24 protein-coding genes and 1 pseudogene are annotated in these 20,195 nt (G+C 59.6%); 13 read left to right on the forward strand and 12 right to left on the reverse strand.

Features of this window, described 5'->3' with window-relative positions:
- Nucleotides 1-132: 132 nt before the first annotated feature.
- Nucleotides 133-396, forward strand: a complete 264-nt coding sequence (locus PMI22_RS28545) for a HigA family addiction module antitoxin (RefSeq protein WP_007942364.1) — start codon at nucleotides 133-135, stop codon at nucleotides 394-396.
- An 11-nt stretch (nucleotides 397-407) separates the two neighbouring features.
- Here the strand turns inward: PMI22_RS28545 and PMI22_RS28540 are convergent, their stop codons facing one another.
- Both PMI22_RS28540 and PMI22_RS28535 read right to left on the reverse strand, forming a co-directional pair.
- Nucleotides 408-929 carry a BRO-N domain-containing protein gene (locus PMI22_RS28540; RefSeq protein ID WP_007942365.1) on the reverse strand — a complete coding sequence of 174 codons (522 nt, stop codon included), beginning with the start codon at nucleotides 927-929 and terminating at the stop codon, nucleotides 408-410.
- A 452-nt stretch (nucleotides 930-1,381) separates the two neighbouring features.
- A complete protein-coding gene (locus PMI22_RS28535; RefSeq protein WP_007942366.1) occupies nucleotides 1,382-1,642 on the reverse strand; it encodes an accessory factor UbiK family protein in 261 nt (86 codons plus the stop codon).
- A gap of 422 nt (nucleotides 1,643-2,064) precedes the next feature.
- Between PMI22_RS28535 and glnK the strand changes: the two genes are divergently transcribed.
- The 4 genes from glnK to sutA all read left to right on the forward strand — a co-directional run bounded on the left by glnK (nucleotide 2,065) and on the right by sutA (nucleotide 4,840).
- Nucleotides 2,065-2,403, forward strand: a complete 339-nt coding sequence (glnK, locus tag PMI22_RS28530; RefSeq protein WP_002555808.1) for a P-II family nitrogen regulator — start codon at nucleotides 2,065-2,067, stop codon at nucleotides 2,401-2,403.
- A 35-nt stretch (nucleotides 2,404-2,438) separates the two neighbouring features.
- Nucleotides 2,439-3,776: an ammonium transporter gene (locus tag PMI22_RS28525; protein WP_007942367.1), complete on the forward strand. Its 1,338-nt coding sequence runs from the start codon at nucleotides 2,439-2,441 to the stop codon at nucleotides 3,774-3,776.
- A gap of 212 nt (nucleotides 3,777-3,988) precedes the next feature.
- Nucleotides 3,989-4,414: a secondary thiamine-phosphate synthase enzyme YjbQ gene (locus PMI22_RS28520; RefSeq protein WP_007942369.1), complete on the forward strand. Its 426-nt coding sequence runs from the start codon at nucleotides 3,989-3,991 to the stop codon at nucleotides 4,412-4,414.
- A 102-nt stretch (nucleotides 4,415-4,516) separates the two neighbouring features.
- The gene (gene sutA / locus PMI22_RS28515) at nucleotides 4,517-4,840 is read left to right on the forward strand and encodes a transcriptional regulator SutA (RefSeq protein ID WP_007942370.1); all 324 of its coding nucleotides are present in this window, start codon (nucleotides 4,517-4,519) and stop codon (nucleotides 4,838-4,840) included.
- Between the two features lie 107 nt (nucleotides 4,841-4,947).
- Here the strand turns inward: sutA and PMI22_RS28510 are convergent, their stop codons facing one another.
- The 6 genes from PMI22_RS28510 to lptM are packed head-to-tail and all read right to left on the reverse strand — an operon-like array spanning nucleotide 4,948 to nucleotide 9,567.
- Nucleotides 4,948-5,652: an HAD family hydrolase gene (locus PMI22_RS28510; protein WP_007942371.1), complete on the reverse strand. Its 705-nt coding sequence runs from the start codon at nucleotides 5,650-5,652 to the stop codon at nucleotides 4,948-4,950.
- The gene (gene xerC, locus PMI22_RS28505) at nucleotides 5,649-6,548 is read right to left on the reverse strand and encodes a tyrosine recombinase XerC (protein WP_007942372.1); all 900 of its coding nucleotides are present in this window, start codon (nucleotides 6,546-6,548) and stop codon (nucleotides 5,649-5,651) included. The genes PMI22_RS28510 and xerC overlap by 4 nt, the downstream gene beginning before the upstream one ends.
- Before the next feature lie 2 nt (nucleotides 6,549-6,550).
- Nucleotides 6,551-7,276 carry a DUF484 family protein gene (locus tag PMI22_RS28500; protein WP_007942373.1) on the reverse strand — a complete coding sequence of 242 codons (726 nt, stop codon included), beginning with the start codon at nucleotides 7,274-7,276 and terminating at the stop codon, nucleotides 6,551-6,553.
- Between the two features lie 13 nt (nucleotides 7,277-7,289).
- Nucleotides 7,290-8,120: a diaminopimelate epimerase gene (gene dapF / locus PMI22_RS28495; protein WP_007942374.1), complete on the reverse strand. Its 831-nt coding sequence runs from the start codon at nucleotides 8,118-8,120 to the stop codon at nucleotides 7,290-7,292.
- 4 nt (nucleotides 8,121-8,124) lie between these two features.
- Nucleotides 8,125-9,372, reverse strand: coding sequence for a diaminopimelate decarboxylase (gene lysA / locus PMI22_RS28490; protein WP_007942375.1), 1,248 nt, complete (start codon nucleotides 9,370-9,372; stop codon nucleotides 8,125-8,127).
- 9 nt (nucleotides 9,373-9,381) lie between these two features.
- Complete coding sequence (gene lptM / locus PMI22_RS28485) at nucleotides 9,382-9,567, reverse strand: LPS translocon maturation chaperone LptM (RefSeq protein WP_007942377.1); 186 nt, start codon at nucleotides 9,565-9,567, stop codon at nucleotides 9,382-9,384.
- 334 nt (nucleotides 9,568-9,901) lie between these two features.
- On the opposite strand from lptM, the gene cyaY reads away from it, so the two are divergent.
- From cyaY to rnk, 3 genes are all read left to right on the forward strand, one after another.
- The gene (gene cyaY / locus PMI22_RS28480; protein ID WP_007942378.1) at nucleotides 9,902-10,234 is read left to right on the forward strand and encodes an iron donor protein CyaY; all 333 of its coding nucleotides are present in this window, start codon (nucleotides 9,902-9,904) and stop codon (nucleotides 10,232-10,234) included.
- Nucleotides 10,235-10,238: 4 nt separating this feature from the next.
- Nucleotides 10,239-10,457: a DUF1289 domain-containing protein gene (locus PMI22_RS30070; protein WP_081502721.1), complete on the forward strand. Its 219-nt coding sequence runs from the start codon at nucleotides 10,239-10,241 to the stop codon at nucleotides 10,455-10,457.
- A gap of 199 nt (nucleotides 10,458-10,656) precedes the next feature.
- Nucleotides 10,657-11,067: a nucleoside diphosphate kinase regulator gene (rnk, locus tag PMI22_RS28475; protein ID WP_007942379.1), complete on the forward strand. Its 411-nt coding sequence runs from the start codon at nucleotides 10,657-10,659 to the stop codon at nucleotides 11,065-11,067.
- A gap of 6 nt (nucleotides 11,068-11,073) precedes the next feature.
- Here the strand turns inward: rnk and PMI22_RS28470 are convergent, their stop codons facing one another.
- From PMI22_RS28470 to PMI22_RS28460, 3 genes are all read right to left on the reverse strand, one after another.
- Nucleotides 11,074-13,917, reverse strand: coding sequence for a class I adenylate cyclase (locus tag PMI22_RS28470; protein WP_007942380.1), 2,844 nt, complete (start codon nucleotides 13,915-13,917; stop codon nucleotides 11,074-11,076).
- 191 nt (nucleotides 13,918-14,108) lie between these two features.
- A complete protein-coding gene (locus tag PMI22_RS28465; protein ID WP_007942381.1) occupies nucleotides 14,109-14,354 on the reverse strand; it encodes a TIGR02647 family protein in 246 nt (81 codons plus the stop codon).
- A gap of 217 nt (nucleotides 14,355-14,571) precedes the next feature.
- Nucleotides 14,572-14,856: a hypothetical protein gene (locus PMI22_RS28460; protein WP_007894899.1), complete on the reverse strand. Its 285-nt coding sequence runs from the start codon at nucleotides 14,854-14,856 to the stop codon at nucleotides 14,572-14,574.
- A gap of 124 nt (nucleotides 14,857-14,980) precedes the next feature.
- Between PMI22_RS28460 and PMI22_RS28455 the strand changes: the two genes are divergently transcribed.
- Nucleotides 14,981-15,640: a glutathione S-transferase family protein gene (locus PMI22_RS28455; protein WP_007942382.1), complete on the forward strand. Its 660-nt coding sequence runs from the start codon at nucleotides 14,981-14,983 to the stop codon at nucleotides 15,638-15,640.
- 104 nt (nucleotides 15,641-15,744) lie between these two features.
- Here the strand turns inward: PMI22_RS28455 and argH are convergent, their stop codons facing one another.
- Nucleotides 15,745-17,139, reverse strand: a complete 1,395-nt coding sequence (gene argH / locus PMI22_RS28450; protein ID WP_007942383.1) for an argininosuccinate lyase — start codon at nucleotides 17,137-17,139, stop codon at nucleotides 15,745-15,747.
- Nucleotides 17,140-17,486: 347 nt separating this feature from the next.
- Here argH and PMI22_RS32370 point away from each other — a divergent pair.
- The 4 genes and pseudogenes from PMI22_RS32370 to PMI22_RS28435 form a co-directional block, all read left to right on the forward strand.
- Nucleotides 17,487-17,603: pseudogene (locus PMI22_RS32370) on the forward strand (sensor histidine kinase); the annotation flags it as partial.
- Nucleotides 17,600-18,346: a LytR/AlgR family response regulator transcription factor gene (locus PMI22_RS28445; RefSeq protein ID WP_007942384.1), complete on the forward strand. Its 747-nt coding sequence runs from the start codon at nucleotides 17,600-17,602 to the stop codon at nucleotides 18,344-18,346. The pseudogene PMI22_RS32370 and the gene PMI22_RS28445, both read left to right, overlap by 4 nt.
- A gap of 137 nt (nucleotides 18,347-18,483) precedes the next feature.
- Nucleotides 18,484-19,425: a hydroxymethylbilane synthase gene (gene hemC, locus PMI22_RS28440; RefSeq protein ID WP_007942386.1), complete on the forward strand. Its 942-nt coding sequence runs from the start codon at nucleotides 18,484-18,486 to the stop codon at nucleotides 19,423-19,425.
- Entirely contained in the window at nucleotides 19,422-20,189 is a 768-nt protein-coding gene (locus PMI22_RS28435; protein WP_007942388.1) for a uroporphyrinogen-III synthase, read from the forward strand. Before hemC ends, PMI22_RS28435 begins: the two co-directional genes overlap by 4 nt.
- Nucleotides 20,190-20,195 lie beyond the last annotated feature (6 nt).

Here is a 20,195-nt window from a genome sequence, read left to right on the forward strand (position 1 = left end):
CCCGCTGCTGAAGCAGATTTTTGTAAGACCGTGCCGAGATCGTTGAAGGACCTCGGCGAAAGAGCGCTGGCGCTCTTGTGTGTGAAAAGGAGCTGCTTATGCTCACCGCAAATTAAGTGCTCTGGAGGAGAAATGAACGCTAATGGTATGCGGCCGATTCATCCCGGCGAAATCCTTGAAAAGGAGTTTCTTGAACCGTTAGGTACTGCGGTGGCTGATCTTCAGGTCCGGTTGTGTATGTCCGAGGTTGAGGTGCGTGAGCTGATGGCGCAGAACGTAGGTGTCAGCCCTGATCTAGCCAACAAACTTTCTATCCTTCTGAACACCACCCCCGACTTCTGGCTAAGTCTGCAATCGACCTACGATGCGCGGATCGCCGAAGCCGGTCGTGGTTGAACGTCGGGTGCTCAATACGATTGGAGTACTCGCGAAGCACGCTTCCACCACGACTCGTTAACCGCACGTTTTGGTCGTTCCAGGCCAGGCAGCATCTGCGGAATATCCTGCAACCGAACCCACGGCTGGTTATTCCAGTGCAGCAAACTCAATGACATCTCAGGCCAGTTCAAAAGGCTCAGGATCGGGCGTTCGTTTGTGGTCGGTTGCTGTGCATCCCTGAGGGTGGGGACCACGTCGTGGGTCAGCCATTCGCGCAGGGTTCGGTATTCGGGGCAGTAGTGGTAGACCAGCAGGGCGTAGACGCCGGATTCGCTGATTAGCAGGGTGTTTTCGATGGTGCCGTGGATGACGACTCGCGCGACTTGATGTTGATCGGGGTCGAGTTTTCGGACGGCGCGTTCGTCCAGGTAAAGGCGAAGCAGTCGGCCGAGGTCGCGGGCACTGAACCAGGGCTGGTTTTCGAGGAGGAGGGCGTGGAGGTGGAGTTTGTGGCGGGTGAAGATGTGAGGAATCAGATAGTTTTCGTCCATCAAGCAGTTCTCGGGATCAAATGAAGAAAACTGCCTCTGATCGTCGCCAAACGAAAAGGGTGGCAGCCATGCGCGGGTTGGCGAACCGGTGACACCCGAGAACCGGCAGACCCGAAGGTCTCCCACGCACAGCCGCCATAATTCGAGGTGGGAATAAAATCCTCGGTCGAATGTGGTCGCGTTGCGTCGGGGTCTTCCGGGTCGCCAAACCCAGAGCTGATTATTCAGCTGGGTGAGCATAGAAACCGGAGGCATTGCGGCGCAATCGGACGGCGGTGGTTTTCTTGTAGGACGTTGCCGGGACTGTTGCGGGCTGAAGATCAAAAGCTCGCAGCCCTCGGCAACTCCTACAGGTAAATCTGAAGGTCGTTCCGACCTTATCGCGAGCAGGCTCGCTCCCACAGTAGATTGGGTTCCCACAGTGGATTGGACTTCACTGTGGAATCGCGGTGTTACTCGGCAGGCGGATTCAGCTTCGCTTCCAGCTCCGCCACCTTCGCCTCAAGACTCTCCAACCGTGCGCGGGTGCGAGCCAGCACAACCATCTGGCTATCAAACTCTTCCCGGCTCACCAGGTCGAGCTTGCTGAAGCCGCTCTGCAGCAATGCCTTGAACTGGCTTTCGATTTCGCTTTTCGGCAGCGGGGTATCGCCGCTGAAGAGGCGGGAGGCGGTGCCCGTCAGGGCGTCTAGGAAGTCTTTGGGCGCGAGCATGGGAAAGGTCCTGGAAACATTGGCGGGCAGTGTATCACGCAGTGTCTATAGTCAATTCCGGTAGCCAGGTGGCGCACGTTTTTCGCGCATGCGGACGGACGGCGGCGCACTGTTGTTGTGCGTTAGTTCTCGGGTAAATCAGGGTGGCGGACTGCGGTATTGGCCAAGGGGTTGAATTCAGTAGGTTTTGTCGAGATGGCAAGCTTTCTGCTTAGTGACAATCAACCCATGCACTGATGCAGTCGCTGTGTCGAATGCAGTGCGCCAGGCGAAACGGGGGGGAAGTGTTTCGTACGGAGTGGTTAGCTGGAATCGGACGGGCATTCAAGGCCGACGATGCGTTACAAAGCCAGGCACTGCGCTTAGACTTGAGACGGGTTTGTTTTCCTGGGGCAAGTCCACCAATTCGGGAGAGAGTTTTCATGAAGCTAGTCACTGCCATCATCAAGCCGTTCAAACTGGACGACGTGCGCGAGTCGTTGTCCGAGATCGGCGTGCAGGGCATTACCGTTACTGAAGTCAAAGGCTTCGGTCGGCAGAAGGGTCACACCGAGCTGTATCGCGGCGCGGAATACGTGGTCGATTTTCTGCCAAAGGTGAAGATCGATGTCGCCATTGACGACAAGGATCTGGATCGGGTTATCGAGGCGATAACCAAGGCGGCCAACACCGGCAAGATCGGTGACGGCAAGATCTTCGTGGTCAATCTGGAACAGGCGATTCGCATCCGTACCGGCGAAACCGATACCGACGCAATCTAAGCCGCCACAAACCCAACGCCCCAGGAGAAAACAATATGACTCTGCGTAAATTCGCAGGGCTAGGAGCCCTGTTGTCCCTCGTAATGCCCGGCCTGGCTTTGGCGGCAGACGAAGTGGCAGCCCCAGTCCTGAACTCCGGCGATACCGCCTGGATGATGACCTCGACAGCCCTCGTGCTGTTCATGACCATTCCTGGCCTCGCGCTGTTCTACGGCGGCATGGTTCGGTCCAAAAACATTCTTTCCGTGATGATGCAGTGCTTCGCCATTACCGGTCTGATCAGCGTCCTGTGGGTCATTTATGGCTACAGCATCGCGTTCGACACGACTGGCATGGAGCAGGGCGTCGTCAACTTCAACTCCTTCGTCGGCGGCATGGGCAAGGCATTCCTCGCCGGTGTCACGCCATCGAGCCTGACCGGTCCTGCGGCGCTGTTCCCTGAGGCGGTGTTCATCACCTTCCAGATGACCTTCGCCATCATCACCCCAGCGCTGATCGTCGGTGCCTTCGCCGAGCGGATGAAGTTCTCTGCCATGCTGGTCTTCATGGGCGTGTGGTTCACTCTGGTTTACGCACCGATTGCGCACATGGTCTGGTCCGGTAACGGCGGCCTGATGTGGGACTGGGGCGTGCTCGACTTCGCCGGCGGCACCGTGGTGCACATCAACGCCGGTGTGGCCGGCCTGATTGCCTGCCTGGTACTGGGCAAGCGCAAAGGCTTCCCGACCACCCCGATGGCTCCGCACAACCTCGGTTACACCCTGATGGGCGCCGCGATGTTGTGGGTCGGCTGGTTCGGCTTCAACGCCGGTTCCGCTGCGGCGGCCAACGGCACGGCCGGTATGGCAATGCTGGTGACCCAGATCGCAACAGCCGCTGCTGCACTGGGCTGGATGCTCGCCGAGTGGGTCACTCATGGCAAACCAAGTGCACTGGGCATCGCCTCAGGTGTTGTTGCCGGTCTGGTAGCCGTCACGCCAGCGGCTGGCACCGTGGGCCCGATGGGCGCGCTGGTCATTGGCCTGGCAGCCGGCGTGGTGTGCTTCTTCTGCGCCACGACCCTCAAACGCAAACTCGGTTATGACGATTCCCTGGACGCTTTCGGCGTGCACGGTATCGGCGGTATCCTCGGCGCGATCCTGACGGGTGTGTTCGCTGCACCGTCCATGGGTGGTTTCGGCACCGTCACCGACATTGCCGCACAGGTCTGGATCCAGTGCAAAGGCGTGGGCTTCACGGTGATCTACACCGCGATCGCCACCTACGTCATTCTCAAGGTCCTGGACGCCGTCATGGGCCTGCGGATCTCGGAAGAAGAAGAGGCGGTCGGCATCGACCTGGCACTTCATAACGAACGCGGCTACAACGTGTAAGACGCGCACAAAAATTTGCCCGGCTTGCCGGGCATTTTTTTGTCTGGCGTTTGTCAGTGAAGGAACTGCTGAAAGGTTTTTTCGTACACGTTCAGGGGCGTTTACGACGGGCGTTTTTCTGCGGCCGATGGCTTACTTGATTGAAGGAATATTAGGGCCTTTGTTTTTTCCCAGAGCGCGCTAGAATGCGCCCCGAACGTGCGGAGAACTGTATGTGGCAACAGACTCTGATTACCCTGCGGGCAAGGCCCCGGGGCTTTCATCTGGTAACGGACGAGTTACTCGCCGGCCTGCCTGAACTCAAGGCGTGTCGGGTTGGTCTGTTGCATCTGTGGCTGCAGCATACCTCGGCGTCGTTGACCATCAACGAGAACGCCGATCCGGCGGTACGTCGTGACTTCGAACGGTTTTTCAATCGTCTGGTCCCACAAGGAACAGACGGCTATGAGCATAACGACGAAGGCCTGGACGACCTCCCGGCGCACTTCAAGGCCAGCGTGCTTGGCTGTCAGCTCAGTTTGCCGATCTCGGCAGGCCGACTGGCGCTGGGGACCTGGCAAGGTGTTTATCTGGGCGAGCACCGTGATTTTGGCGGTGCCCGTAAAGTCCTCGCCACCGTACACGGTGAAGAGGCATGAACCGCTGGTCACCAGCGGTTATTGAATTTTTTCCGGCGACTGTCGACAGACGGTGAAGCTGGGCTATAACTAATCTGCTTTTCGCAAGTCATGAGGTAGAACATGAGCGACGATGATCTGGAAAACGACGACCTCGAAGTAGGCGACGACGACGAAACCGAAGAAGGTCTGGAAGCAGCGGCCGAAGACGTCGCTGAAGACGATGGCGGTGAAGCGCCCGTTCCGACCGCCAAGGGCAAAGCCAAGGCAGCGGTATCGGTCGACGAACTGCCGAGCGTTGAAGCCAAGAACAAGGAACGCGATGCACTCGCGCGGGCCATGGAAGAGTTTTTGGCCAAGGGCGGCAAGGTGCAGGAAGTGGAGGCCAACGTGGTCGCCGATCCTCCCAAGAAGCCTGATAACAAGTACGGCAGCCGGCCTATCTAAGCGACTGCCCTTGCTTTCTGAAAAAGCCCGCCGTCGCCGCGGGCTTTTTCATGGGTGGTACAAAAATCTGACTTTCACCGCTCCCACAGGGGGGTGTGAATTCAATGTCAGTGTTGGGAATTCCAGAGGGCCAACAATGCCGGCAATTCGGTCAGGCTACGAATCTCCGCGTCAGGCAGGCGATCAGCTTCCCACACCTTGCCTTGCGGGTTAAACCAGACCGCCCGCAACCCTGCTTGCTGCGCCCCGGCAATGTCGTCACCCGGATGATCGCCAATATGCACGGCCGTCTCGGGCGTCGCCCCACCCCGTTGCAACGCCTCATGAAACAGGCGCGCATCAGGTTTGGCGATGCCGATATCTTCGGCGCACAGGGCAAACTTGAAGTAATCCGCCAGCCCTAACCGGCGCACGTCGGCATTGCCGTTGGTGACCACGCCCAAGGCGTAGTGCTTGGCCAGTGTTATCAGGGTCGGCTCGACTTCAGGGAATACTTCGATCTGATGCCGCGCATGCAAAAACACTTCAAAGCTTTTGTCGGCGAGATCGTTTGCCTGGTTATGGTCGTAGCCCGCCTCTTCCAGCGCATGGAACAGCACCCGACGGCGCAATGCGCTGATGCGATGTTTGAGCCCCGGTTCGCTGCTCAGGATTCGCTCCCGAATGGTCCACAAATGTTCTACCGGCACGCCCCCAAGGTTCGGCGCGTGCTCGGTCAGCCATTCACGCAGGACGGCTTCGGCGCTGAGGATCACCGGGGCGGTGTCCCACAGGGTGTCGTCGAGGTCGAAGGTGATCAATTGGATGGTCATGAGTCATCGCCCTTAATGCGTTTGGCCCGTGGATGAGCGCTGTCGTAAACCGTGGCCAGGTGCTGGAAGTCCAGGTGGGTGTAGATCTGGGTGGTCTTGATGTCTGAGTGGCCGAGCAGTTCCTGCACCGCGCGCAAGTCTTGCGAAGATTCCAGTAAATGGCTGGCAAAGGAATGCCGAAGCATATGCGGGTGCAGGTTTTGCCCCAGCTCACGCTCTCCCGCAGCCTTGACGCGAACCTGAATGGCCCGTGGGCCGAGGCGCCGGCCTTGCTGGCTGACAAACACGGCGTCGTCCGCCGGGTTGGTCATGGCCCGTAGCGGCAACCAGAGTTCCAGCGCTTCGCGTGCTTTTTTACCGACCGGCAGCAGACGGGTCTTGCTGCCCTTGCCCAGAACTTGAACCATGCCGTCGGCCAGGTCCAGTTGATCCAGATTGAGCCCGGTCAGCTCCGAAAGACGCAATCCCGATGAATAGAACAGCTCCAGAATCGCCTGATCACGCCGCGCCAGGAAATCATCTTCCACCGCCCCTTCCAGCAGTTGCAGCGCACGGTCGGTGTCGAGGGTTTTCGGCAGGCGGCGCTCACCCTTGGGTGGCGCCAGGCCATTGGCCGGGTCGTGGTCGCAAAGACCTTCGCGATTCAGATAGTGATAAAGCCCGCGCACCGCCGATAGCAACCGCGCCAGGCTGCGGGACGATTGACCTTGGGAATGCAGGCGGGCGATCAGGCTGCGCAGGCGCTGGATATCCAGTGCGGCCCAGCTGTCGATGTTCTGTTTGACGCACCAGCCCAGCACTTTGTCGAGATCGCGGCGGTAGGCGTACAGCGTGTGAGGCGACACCTGTCGCTCACTGCGCAGGTGTTCGCAGTAAGCGTCCAGTTGCCGTTCCATGGTCAGCGTACCGAGCGCAGGGAGCTGTTGACCCGTGGCAGCACGCGGCCCATGACCTCGGCGATGTAGCTCAGGAACAGAGTGCCGACCGAGCTTTTGTAGTGCTGCGGATCACGGCTGGCGATGGCAAGGATGCCGTGAATGCCTTGGTGACTGATCGCGACGACAGCGGTGGAGCCGATCTGCTTGCGCTGTTCTTCGCCGAACAGGAAATCCAGTTCGTGTTCACGCAGGCTGCCGCTGACGCTTTTGTCTTCCGTCAGCAAGCCGCCGATGGCCGTTTGCGCCTCGGCGTGAGTGACCCAGCGGCCCACCGGCATCGGGTTGTCACCCAGCAGGATCAGACTGACAAAGGGCACCTGGAAGTCCTGGCGCAAGCTGTCTTCGACACTGATCACTACATCTTCCAGGCTGGTGGCGTCCATCAGCGCGAGAATCAGGCGGCGGGTTTTATCGAAGAGGCGGTCGTTGTCGCGGGCCACGTCCATCAAGTGCGAGAGACGATGACGCAGCTCGATATTGCGGTCGCGCAGGATGGTCATCTGGCGTTCGACCAAGGACACGGTGTCACCGCGCCGGTGCGGAATGCGCATGGCCGGGAGCAGTTCTTCGTGTTCGACGAAGAAATCCGGATGAGCCTCCAGGTACGCGGCAATCGCCGCCGCCTCAAGGCTTTCGCTAGGGGCTTCGTCGGTGTGCAGGGCGGGAGCCTGGGGCTTATCGGTCATGGATTTCGCTCACTCAAAGACGCACTTGTCCTTCATATACGCGTACTGCCGGGCCAGTCATCATGACCGGTTGGCCAGGGCCTGCCCACTCAATGGACAAGCGCCCGCCAGGCAGGTCGATCAATAGCGGCGAATCCATCCACCCCTGGCTGATCGCGGCCACTGCGGCTGCGCAGGCGCCGGTTCCGCAGGCCTGGGTTTCCCCGGCACCACGTTCCCAGACGCGCAACTGCGCACGACTGCGGTCGATGACCTGAAGAAAACCGACATTGACCCGCGCCGGGAAGCGCGGGTGGTGTTCGATTTTCGGACCCAGTTCATGCACCGGTGCATTGTTGATGTCGCTGACCCGCAGCACGGCATGGGGGTTGCCCATGGACACAGCAGCCAGTTCGACCGACGTGCCATCGACGTCAACCGGATAGCTCAGGGCCTGTTCCGGGGCCACAAACGGAATGTCGGCCGGCACCAGGCGCGGCGCACCCATGTTGACACTGATCTGGCCATCGCTACGCACATCGAGCTCGATGATGCCGCTTTTGGTTTCGACGCGAATCTGCCGTTTTGCGGTCAGGCGCTTGTCGAGCACGAAGCGGGCGAAACAGCGCGCACCGTTGCCGCACTGTTCCACTTCGGAGCCGTCGGAGTTGAAGATCCGATAACGGAAATCCACGTCCGGGTTGCTCGGCGCTTCGACGATCAGCAACTGATCGAAACCGATACCGGTGTGCCGGTCGCCCCATTGCTTGGCGTGCTTGGGCAGAATATGCGCGTGCTGGCTGACCAGGTCGAGGACCATGAAGTCATTGCCCAAGCCGTGCATCTTGGTAAAACGCAGCAGCATGGGGTTACTCCGGCAGCAGGCTTTCGCCAGCAAACAACTCGGCTACCGTCTCACGGCGACGCACTTCAACTGCCTGATCACCGTCCACCAACACTTCAGCGGCGCGGCCGCGGGTGTTGTAGTTGGAACTCATGACAAACCCATAAGCGCCAGCCGAATGCACGGCCAGCAGGTCGCCTTCTTCCAGGGCCAGCTGACGGTCCTTGGCCAGGAAGTCACCGGTTTCACAGATCGGGCCGACGATGTCGTAGGCACGAGCCGCCGTATCTCGAGGGCGCACAGCGGTGACGTCCATCCAGGCCTGATACAGCGCCGGGCGGATCAAGTCGTTCATGGCCGCATCGACGATGGCGAAGTCTTTGTGTTCGGTGTGCTTGAGGTACTCGACCTGCGTCAGCAACACGCCGGCGTTGGCCACGATGAAGCGACCCGGTTCGAACACCAGCGCCAGGTCACGACCGTCGAGACGCTCGCGCACAGCCTTGATGTAGTCGCCAGCCAGTGGCGGCTCTTCATCGCGGTAGCGCACACCCAAACCACCACCGAGATCGATGTGGCGCAGGTAGATGCCGCAATCGCCGAGGCGGTCGACCAGGCCCAGCAGGCGGTCGAGGGCATCGATGAACGGCGGCAGGGTGGTCAGTTGCGAACCGATGTGGCAATCGACGCCGAGGATTTCCAGGTTTGGCAGCTGCGCGGCACGGACGTATACGTCTTCCGCGTCAGCAATGGCGATGCCGAACTTGTTCTCTTTGAGACCGGTGGAAATGTACGGGTGCGTGCCGGCATCAACGTCCGGGTTCACACGCAGCGAGATCGGCGCGCGAACACCCAGCTCGGCGGCAACCACTTGCAGGCGTTCCAGCTCATCGGTGGATTCGACGTTGAAGCAGTGCACGCCGACTTCCAGGGCGCGACGCATGTCGTCACGGGTCTTGCCGACACCGGAGAACACGATCTTGTCGGCGCTGCCGCCAGCGGCCAGAACACGTTCCAGCTCGCCACGGGAGACGATGTCAAAACCAGCGCCCAAACGCGCCAGGACATTCAGCACACCCAGGTTGGAGTTGGCCTTGACCGCAAAGCAAACCAGATGCGGCATGCCGGCCAGCGCATCGGCGTAAGCCAGGTACTGAGCTTCGATGTGCGCGCGGGAGTAGACGTAGGTCGGTGTGCCGAAACGTTCGGCAATGGCAGACAAGGCCACACCTTCGGCGAACAGCTCCCCGCCACGGTAATTAAAAGCGTCCATGGCGTTCCCTTATTGGTAGACGTCGTGCTTGTGTGCTTTGGATGCAGGCTGCTGCTGCGACGACTTGGCCTGCTCGACAGGATCCATGTCTTCATCAGGCAGGTACAGCGGGCCTTTTTGACCGCAGGCCGATAACAAGCAGGCAAAAGCGACGAGCGAAGCGAGCGCAGCAAAGGACGAGATCAGGCGCTTCATGGCGAAATCCTTGAAAATGCATTAATTGCGCCGGAGTATACCGGCCACCCGACAGCTTGCCTATGCGATGGAGCACCCGTCCGGCGGGGCTTGGCTCTTTGCTGATCAGCCTCGGGCGGAATACTGCAACCCCTGTGGGAGCGAGCCTGCTCGCGATGGCGGAGTGTCAGTCTACAAAGATCTTGAATATGATGGCCTCATCGCGAGCAGGCTCGCTCCCACAGGTTTCCAGGTCTGCAGGAAGGGCCCATGATCGTTATCCTTTGCAATCACCGGGGCTCGCCCGTATCTTGCGGCGCTTGAGCGTGAACAGACACTTTTTGAGGTTGCCGCAATGAGTTTGACCGAAGCCCGTTTCCACGATCTGGTCGATGCCACCCAGCAGACGCTGGAAGATGTTTTCGACGAGTGTGACCTGGATATCGATCTGGAGAGCTCGGCCGGTGTGCTAACCGTCAAGTTCGAAAACGGCAGCCAGTTGATTTTCAGTCGTCAGGAGCCGCTGCGTCAGCTGTGGTTGGCGGCTGTGTCTGGCGGCTTCCACTTCGACTACGACGAAGAGAGCAAGCGCTGGATGTGCGACAAGAGCGATGAGCAACTGGGCGAGATGCTTGAGCGCATCGTCAAGCAGCAAGCTGACGCCGAACTGGATTTCGAAGGTCTGTGAAATCGTGACCCAGCCCGTGCCCGTCCGCGCGCCTAAACCGCCCTACAGCAATGTCAGCCCGGCGGTGCCCTCGCCGTGCAGCGGTGTGTGCCGGCTGGACGAGCAGAAAGTCTGCCTCGGGTGTTTTCGCCATGTCGAAGACATCCGCGAATGGCGCTCGGCGGATGATGAGCGGCGGCGCGTTATTTGTGCGCAGGCTGCCAAGCGCAAAACCTGCATCTGACACCATGCACGACCGGCCGACGCAGGCTTCGCCAGCTGCTTCGCCAGCTGCAAGGTGTGTCTGTCGTCCCTGGCTTGTATATTTATTGAGCTGTGATAGTGTCCAGAAACGCCTCAACCCATCGAGGCTCGTTAAAACCCCGTCTTCTTCTGGCGGGGTTTTGCTTTTTCTGTGCAGAAGAAAGGAGTCTGCCTCAATCATGACCGCACCTTCCATCACCCTTACTCGTCTGGACGTACAACGTCTGGAACGCCTGATCGAAAGCCTGGATGACACGCTGCCGGGCGTTATCGCGCTGCAAACCGAACTCGATCGCGCCGATTCCGTGGTCGGTCACGACGAAGTGCCTGCCGATGTCGTGACCATGAACTCCCGCGTGCATTGCCGTGAAGAAAGCAGTGGCAAGGACTACCACCTGACGCTGGTTTATCCCAAGGATGCCAACGCTGACGAAGGCAGGATTTCCATTCTGGCGCCAGTCGGCAGTGCGCTGCTGGGTCTCAAGGTCGGTCAGCACATCGACTGGCCGGCACCGGGCGGCAAGACCCTCAAGCTGACGTTGCTGGAAGTCGAATCACAACCTGCCCATGGCGGCGACTTCCCGGAATAACGCCCCTCAGACCTGTTCGAGCGCCTCGTTTAACGAGCGCTCCAGGTCGGCCTTGTATCGCAGGTACAGATTGCTGGAACTCTGACTGTCACCGAGCAGGCCCGAGAGGTCCAGGTCGGTGATATAGCAGCGATAGCGTTCGGTTTCGCGACGCTGCTCAACGATTTCTTGTGCGACCACGCTGAACAGTTGGTCGCCATGTTCCAGCTCCGAAAACTCTCGTTGATTGCAATACAACGTCACCTGCACCTTGTCCGGTGCGGCTTTACCGATGATTGCCTGTACGTCGTAGAACGGTTTGTTGACCGGCGTTTGCGGCGCCGGTCGCGCTTCGACTCGGCGTGCTCGCCCTGGGCCGGACGGCAGCAGTTGGTAGTACAACGTGTCCAGGCTCAAGGGCTGCGCGGCGTCCATTGGCAACAAGGCATCACGCCGGTACTGGATCGATTGCAGAAAGCGTTGCAGTGGCACCAACAGACTGTGTTCGTCGTGATAGGGCAAGCGTTGCTGCCACAGCGCATTCAACTCGTCCAGGACATACAGATCGGCCTGATCCTCAAAGATTCTGTAGAACACCTGAATGCACTCGGGCTGGCCCATCGGCAGGATCAGCGCGAGGTCGTGGTCTTCCAGCGCCATCGGGTCCAGGTGCAGCGGGCTGTACCCTGTCTGCTCCTTCCCCAGGTAATCGATCAGCGCAGGCAACGTGGCAATGGCGACATGATTAACCTGCCCCGGCACCAATTCCAGAACGTGATAGTGCTGTTGGACCTGTATCAGGTAGCGGTGATTGAGGTTGCTCAGTAGCAGGTTTTGCGCGGCATCGATCACCTCTTCTACCCGTCTTGCAATGAACTGCGCACGGTTATGGCAGAAGCAACGCACCCGTAGCCTGGGCTGCTGTGGCCCGCTCGGCAGATTGTTGAGGTAAGCGCACAGGCAGTCGAGCAGGGCGTGGGCGCCGTCGAAGCGGCTGACCAGCACTTCGTTCCAGCTGTTGAGTGTGACCTGATCCAGCGTCAGCACCAGGTTTTCGCGGACCCCGGCATAGCTCAGTGAGTCGGTGCGCTCGGTGGTCATCAGGATGTTCAGGTCGCGATGGTGCTTGAGCGGATCGACGCCGACGTTTACCAGAATCAACACCTCGCTCGGTACGCTGGGGCGCAGCAAAGGCTCCTCTGCGACGGTGGACAAGGGCAGGGCGATGCTCTGTTGCAGGCTGCCGAGCAGGTTGAATAGTTCGAACTCGCTCAGGTCGCTGGTGCCGGGGTGCAGGGCGAGCCGCGTGCTGCTGTCGATCACGCCATTGCGGTGGCACCAGGTGAGTAATTCGAGCAGTTGGCGGCTGCGTTTTAGCGGCGCGAAATGCTCCCACTCCTGAGCGGTCAGGCTGCCGTTGTACAAGCCCCATTGGGTTTGCCCCGGCTCTTTCTTGTTGGGCGCCTGCACCAGCGTCAGCGTGTCTTCGGCCAGGTCCGGGGCGATGCCCGGGTTGATGAACTCGACCTTGTCGGCCTTGCGCTCAAAGGCTGCATACAGCCGTCGACCTAACACGTTGAGGTCGCGTTTGTTGATCAGGCTGACGGTGCGTTCAGTGCGGGCGAACTGGGTCAGGAAGCGATAGCTGTGGTTCAGTTCGTTGACCAAGGCGCGGCGTTCAGCGCTGACCTGGCGCACTTTCCACTGGCTGCGGCTATCGAGCAGCGCCAGTTGTCGCTGATCCCAACCCCATTCCCGGGCCAAGCGCTCAAGCAATGATCGTTGCCAGCTCTGGGTGCGGCTGTTACCGGTGAGTTTGCGATTGACCTTCAGGTACAGCGCTCGACGCACCAACTCCAGCCGCTCCGGTTCGCCCTGGGCCTTAAGGTATTCCTCGATACGGCGGTAGACCACTACGTAAGGGTCCAATTCGTCGAGGTCCAGTTGATTGGCGAACACGGCTTGCTTGAAACGCAGGCTCAGGCAATGAACCTTCGGGTGTTCGCTGGCGTAGACCTCGGTCAGCAGCAGCTTGAGCGCCGACTTGTAGGGCGACTCGATGCCCTTGAACAACTGCCAGAGCCCGGCGCCGATGAATTCGCCGGGAGGGATGTAGGCCAGATGCCCCAGGTCCAGGCTTTCGTCGGCGCGGATGAAGCGTTTGGACAGGAGCGTGTGGGTGTATCGGTCGTACGCTGATTCTTCGTAGACCGGTACCAGCCACCAGATCGGTGTGCGGCCCGCCAGCCAGATGGCGGTGCGGTAGAACTCGTCCAGCAGCAGGTAGTGCTGGGTAGTGCCGCAGTCTTCGGAACTCAACTGGTTATCGCGCTCACCAAGCACGAAGCGCGTCGGGTCGATCAGGAAGAAATGCGCCTCGGCACCCTGGCTGGCAGCCCAGACTTCCAGCAGCTGGCACTTTTTACGCAGCTCCGCGAGTTCGCTTTCGTTGAGGTCCGGCGCATGGCAGACCCAAACGTCCATGTCGCTTTGATCGGCTTGAGCCAGCGTGCCAAGGCTGCCCATCAAGAACAGGCCGTGGATCGGTCGCGGCGGATTGCTGCCGTGGCGCGGTTTGTAGGAAAACGAGCGGGTCAGGCGTTGCGCTTCCGCGAGGGCGTTGGCATCCGGCTCGAAGTTCGACAGCCCGGCCGGTGTGCTGCCGGATACATACCCCGGCAATAACGGGTGATTAACGTGGAAAAACAGCGGTAGCAGCGTCAGTACCGTTTGCTGGCGGGTCGACAAACCTTCCATGGCCCGGGCCATGCGACCTTCATTGAGCTTTAGAAAGCGTGCGCGCAGTTGACTGAGAACCTTGCGGTCGATTCCCTCGTCCAGATCGGGGCGGATTTCATGGGTGCGGGTCATGTCAGCTCAAACCGGCTCGCGAGGCTCGGAAGTGGGGTCGGCGGATGGAGGCAGTTTAGCGCCTCGGGCCTGCCACTCTTAAGCTGAATTCGTTTTTTGACGTCAGATTTTTATCGCGCGGGTGCGAAGGTCACAGGGTGTGCCCGCGGAAAACCCGGTTGCAGGGGTTCCCGTGGGCGATGTGGTGATCTTCAGGCTGTTTCTTCGACGCTCAGTATGGTCAGCAGAGTCTGCACATTTTGTGCGGCATCACGCCCCAGGCTGGTCAGGTAACCGCCATCGGGCTGGTCGATCAGTTCCTTTTCAAACAGGCGTTGGGCGGCGGCAATGGCTTTCGGGGCAGCGGTCTGATGAATTTTCAAACCTTCCTGGGAACTGTCCAGGTTGAAGAGTGCGAGGATTTCCAGTTCGGCAACCAACTCAGGGGTAAGCGACATAAGGACTCCAGACTTTCTAGGAATTAGACGACAGCGCCCCTAAGGTGAGCCCACTTGTGCGGCATGTCCAGTGCCTGCATCAGGGTTTTTTCACCTCGGGAAGCATTCCCCGGCAGTGGTTCGGCAGCGGGGTGCGTTCCAGTGTAGTCAGGGTCTGGGGGAAGGCAGGAATGATGGGTGACAATTTGTGTTGAAGCCTGTCTCCCATCCATTTTGCTTACTTCTTTTCCGGCGGCAATTCGGGTAGCGCACGCAGAGCGGTTTCGTACCATTCGGTATTGAACGCGCGGTCTTCTTCGAGGATTGCGTCGATTTCTACCGCTAAAACATGGGCCATCAGGTTGAGGATTTCTTCACGCTCGTAACCGACCAGCGTGAGCTTGTTGAAGGTCGCCTTGGCGGCTGGCGGGTTGTCGCTTTCGATCTGGTTTTCGATGGCTTCGATCAGGGTGTTTTCGGCGAACTCTTCTTCGTCGATTTCGATATCAGTTGGCTCGCTCATGGCAGGCTCCTCAAGTTAAGGCCGCCAGTTTACCTGCATTCAGCGCTGTGATGCTGCTGGCAAGAAACGCTGGGGCGTTCTATAAACCAGGACTGCCAACCCCGCACGGCCTGGAGGCTTTGTGATGCTTAAGCTTTATGGATTCTCTGTCAGCAACTACTACAACATGGTGAAACTGGCACTGCTGGAGAAGGGACTGCCGTTCGAAGAAGTGCTGTTTTACCCTGGCCCGAGCCCAGAAGCGCTGGCCATCAGCCCGCGCGGCAAGGTGCCAGTGCTGGGCGTCGAACAGGGTTTCGTTAATGAAACCGCCATCATTCTTGAGTACATTGAGCAAAGCCAGAAAGGCACGCCGCTGTTGCCAGGCGACCCTTTCGAGCGTGGCCAGGTGCTGGCGCTGGCCAAGGAAATCGAGCTGTACATAGAGTTGCCGGGACGCATGTGCTACGGCGAGGCGTTTTTCGGCACGCCGGTGCCAGAGGCGATCAAGGAGAGGACCAAGTCCGAGTTGCTGCTGGGGTTCGCGTCATTGGCGCGGCACGGCAAGTTCGCGCCTTATGTCGCGGGCGATAGTCTGAGCATTGCCGATTTGTATTTCCTGTACAGCGTGCCGTTGGCGTGTGCCGTGGGGCAGAAGCTGTTTGGAGTCGATTTGTTGGCAGAAATGCCGGCGGCCAAAGCGCTGTTGCAGCGGCTTGAGCAGAATCCCCATGTGCAGAAGATTGCGGCGGACAAGGAAGCGGCGATGCCAGCGTTTATGGCGATGATCGCGTCCAAGAAGTAGGTTTTGTAGTGTTCTGTAGTCAGTCATCGCGGGCAAGCCCGCTCCCACAGTGGAAAGTGTTGAACACACCGGACCCTGTGGGAGCGGGCTTGCCCGCGAAGCTTTTAGCGGCTGGCGAGCAACGCCTGGCCGCGAACCACTGCCAGTTTGACCTGCGCTGGCGCAGTACCGCCGATATGGTCGCGGGCATTGACCGAGCCTTCCAGGGTCAGCACGGCAAACACGTCCTGATCGATCTGGTCGCTGAATTTGCGCAGTTCTTCCAGGCTCATTTCCGCCAGATCCTTGCCGCTTTCCACGCCGTATTTCACCGCATGGCCAACGATTTCGTGGCAGTCACGGAACGGCAGGCCGCGGCGCACCAGGTAGTCGGCCAGGTCGGTGGCGGTGGAGAAACCGCGCAGCGCGGCTTCGCGCATCATCGCGTGCTTGGGTTTGATCGCCGGGATCATGTCGGCAAAGGCCCGTAATGAATCGCGCAGGGTATCGGCGGCATCGAACAGCGGCTCTTTGTCTTCCTGGTTGTCCTTGTTGTAGGCCAAAGGCTGGCCCTTCATCAAGGTCAGCAGGCCCATCAGGGCGCCGAAGACACGGCCGGATTTACCGCGAACCAGTTCCGGCACGTCAGGATTCTTCTTTTGCGGCATGATCGAACTGCCGGTGCAAAAACGATCCGGCAGATCGATAAACTGGAACTGCGCACTGGTCCACAGCACCAGCTCTTCCGAGAAGCGCGACAGGTGCATCATCGCAATGCTTGCCGCCGAGCAGAACTCGATGGCGAAGTCACGATCGGAAACGTTGTCCAGCGAGTTGCCGCCGACGGCGTCGAAGCCCAGCAACTGCGCAGTGTATTCGCGGTCGATCGGGTAGGTGGTACCGGCCAGCGCAGCGCTGCCCAATGGCATGCGGTTGGTGCGCTTGCGGCAGTCGACCAGACGCTCGTAGTCGCGGCTGAGCATTTCGAACCAGGCCAGCATGTGGTGCCCGAAGGTCACGGGCTGCGCGGTTTGCAGGTGGGTGAAGCCGGGCATGATGCTGCCGGCTTCGCGCTCGGCCTGCTCCAGCAAGCCTTTTTGCAGGCGGGTGATTTCATTCAGGATCAGGTCGATCTCGTCACGCAGCCACAGGCGGATATCGGTGGCAACCTGGTCGTTACGGCTGCGGCCGGTGTGCAATTTTTTGCCGGTGACGCCAATGCGGTCGGTCAGGCGCGCCTCGATGTTCATGTGCACGTCTTCGAGGTCGATGCGCCAGTCGAACTGGCCAGCCTCGATTTCACCCTGGATGGTGTTCAGGCCATCGATGATGCTGTCGCGTTCGGCATCGGTCAGTACGCCGACCTTGGCCAGCATGGTGGCGTGGGCGATCGAACCCATGATGTCGTGGCGATACAGGCGCTGGTCGAAAGTGACGGAGGCGGTGAAGCGGGCGACGAAGGCGTCGACGGGTTCACTGAAGCGGCCGCCCCAGGACTGATTGGTCTTGTCAGTGCTCATGAATTCGCTCGTATCGGCTGGAGAAAAGTGACGTAGAAAGCTGTGGCGGATAATAACAGGGTTGCCAATCCTGTCGCTGACACTGGTCGACAGGTTTTTTTCTGATGCCGCGGTCCATACTCAAGGTGAGTCTTTGGGAAAATTGCGCAACGATATTTTTCAATTGAGCAATATCGTCCCGGCAACCGTCTACAGTTGGACAGTAGGATCCGCGCACTTCTTGGCGCGACAACCGACTATAAGAAGAGAGGGTGATCATATTGTGTATCGGCAAACCCTGCGGGAATCCCTCGCCAACGCGGGCCAGAGCCTCCAATCACGCGGCAGTTGAAAATTTAGCCGCCGATTTTGCGGCACTTTTTGGACCTCGCGCTAGTCTTAGCGTGGATCGCGGTGACGGACGTCACTTCACCTGTCTACGCTATCCTTGTGCGAGACTCACGCAGGAATCCAGCGCAATATGAATGTCCTGATCGTTGATGACGAACCCCTGGCCCGCGAGCGCCTGAGCCGAATGGTCGGTGAACTCGAGGGATATAGTGTCCTGGAGCCCAGCGCCACGAACGGCGAAGAGGCGTTGGCACTGATCGACAGCCACAAGCCGGATATCGTGCTGCTCGATATCCGCATGCCAGGCCTCGATGGCCTGCAAGTGGCTGCGCGATTGTGCGAACGCGAAACTCCGCCCGCGGTGGTGTTTTGTGCAGGACCCGATGAATTTGCCGTGGAAGCCTTACAGGCCAGCGCCGTAGGCTATGTGGTGAAACCTGTGCGTACTGAACATCTTCACGAAGCATTAAAGAAAGCCGAGCGACCCAATCGTATCCAGCTCGCCGCCCTGACACGCCCCGCCGCTGAAAGTGGCAGCGGTCCCCGTAGCCACATCAGCGCCCGAACCCGCAAGGGCATCGAGCTGATCCCGTTGGATCAGGTGGTGTACTTCATTGCCGATCACAAATACGTGACCTTGCGCCACGAAGGCGGCGAAGTGTTGCTGGATGAGCCGTTAAAGGCCCTTGAGGATGAGTTTGGCGATCGATTCGTGCGTATCCACCGCAACGCTCTGGTCGCCCGCGAGCGCATCGAACGTCTGCAGCGCACGCCTCTGGGGCATTTCCAGCTGTTCCTTAAAGGCTTGAACGGTGACGCATTGATTGTCAGCCGACGGCATGTGGCCGGCGTGCGCAAGATGATGCAGCAGCTTTAAACCGTCATTCAGCGGCGAATTTTACACCCGCTTGCAGGACATCGAGGCCAGGGAGGCCACGCAGTCTCTGATACAAGTCAAAGTGGATTTGGCTGAGCTGTTATTATCCGCCGTATCTATTCAGTACGGATTGATCCATGTCCACTCGCGAAATCCGCATCGCCACCCGCAAAAGTGCTCTGGCCCTATGGCAGGCCGAGTATGTCAAAGCCCGTCTGGAAGAGGCCCATCCCGGTCTGCTCGTCACGTTGGTGCCCATGGTCAGTCGCGGCGACAAGCTGCTGGACTCACCGCTGTCGAAAATCGGCGGCAAGGGCCTGTTCGTCAAAGAACTGGAAACCGCACTGCTCGAAAACGAAGCCGACATCGCTGTGCACTCCATGAAAGACGTGCCGATGGACTTCCCCGAAGGCCTCGGCCTGTTTTGCATCTGCGAGCGCGAAGACCCGCGCGATGCGTTCGTTTCCAACACCTACGCCAGTCTGGATGAGCTGCCAAAAGGCAGCATCGTCGGCACCTCCAGCCTGCGCCGTCAGGCCCAGTTGCTGACCCGTCGGCCGGACCTGGAAATCCGCTTCCTGCGCGGCAACGTCAATACGCGCCTGGCCAAGCTCGACGCCGGTGAATACGACGCCATCATTCTCGCCTCTGCTGGCCTGATTCGTCTGGGCTTCGAAGATCGTATTACCTCGGCGATCAGTGTCGACGACAGCCTTCCGGCAGGTGGGCAGGGCGCGGTGGGCATCGAATGCCGCACGGCGGACAGCGAAATTCATGCCTTGCTGGCGCCGTTGCATCATCAGGACACCGCCACTCGCGTGACCGCCGAACGTGCGCTCAACAAACATTTGAATGGTGGTTGCCAGGTACCGATCGCCTGCTACGCCGTGCTCGAAGGCGAGCAGATCTGGTTGCGTGGTCTGGTCGGTGATCCTAGTGGCGGTCTGTTGCTCAGTGCCGAGGCCCGCGCACCACGCGCCGACGCCGAGGCCCTGGGCGTGCAAGTGGCCGAGGATCTTTTGAGCCAGGGCGCTGACGATATTCTGAAAGCAGTTTATGGCGAGGCGGGACACGAGTGACGGGTTGGCGCTTGCTGCTCACGCGCCCTGCGGATGAGTCCGCAGCACTGGGCGAAATTCTTGCGCATGCGGGGATTTTCAGCAGCAGCTTGCCGCTTTTGGAAATCGAGCCGATTCCAGTCTCTGACACAATGTGCGCGGCGATTCAGAGGCTGGATCGCTTTTGCGCGGTGATTGTGGTCAGTAAACCCGCGGCCCGAGCCGGTGTCGAACTGCTCGGCCGGTATTGGCCGCAACCCCCCGCGCTGAAGTGGTTCAGTGTGGGCGCCGCCACCGCGCAAATCCTTGAAGATGGCGGGCTGGACGTAACCTGTCCAGCCGAAGGCGATGACAGCGAAGCATTGCTTGAGCTTGCGCAGTTGCGCGAGGTGATCACCCAGCCCGATCCGCGAGTATTGATCATGCGCGGGGAGGGTGGGCGCGAGCTCCTGGCTGAGCGTTTGCGCGAGCTTGGTGCTAGTGTCGAATATCTGGAGTTGTACCGTCGCGGCCTGCCTCACTACCCGCTGACGGCACTGCCTGGCCGGATCGAAGCGGAACGCTTGAACGGGCTGGTGGTCAGCAGTGGGCAAGGTTTTGAGCATCTGCATCAACTGGCCGGCGCTGCCTGGCCTCAATTGGCGCGGTTGCCGTTGTTTGTTCCAAGCCCCAGGGTCGCCGAGCTGGCACGTGCTGCCGGGGCCCAAACAGTTGTGGATTGTCGCGGTGCCAGTGCCGCGGCTTTGCTGACGGCGTTACGGGAGCATCCCGAACCCGTTCTCTAATGCAAA

It is taken from the genome of Pseudomonas sp. GM21, from assembly GCF_000282215.1.
Classification (GTDB): Bacteria; Pseudomonadota; Gammaproteobacteria; order Pseudomonadales; family Pseudomonadaceae; genus Aquipseudomonas.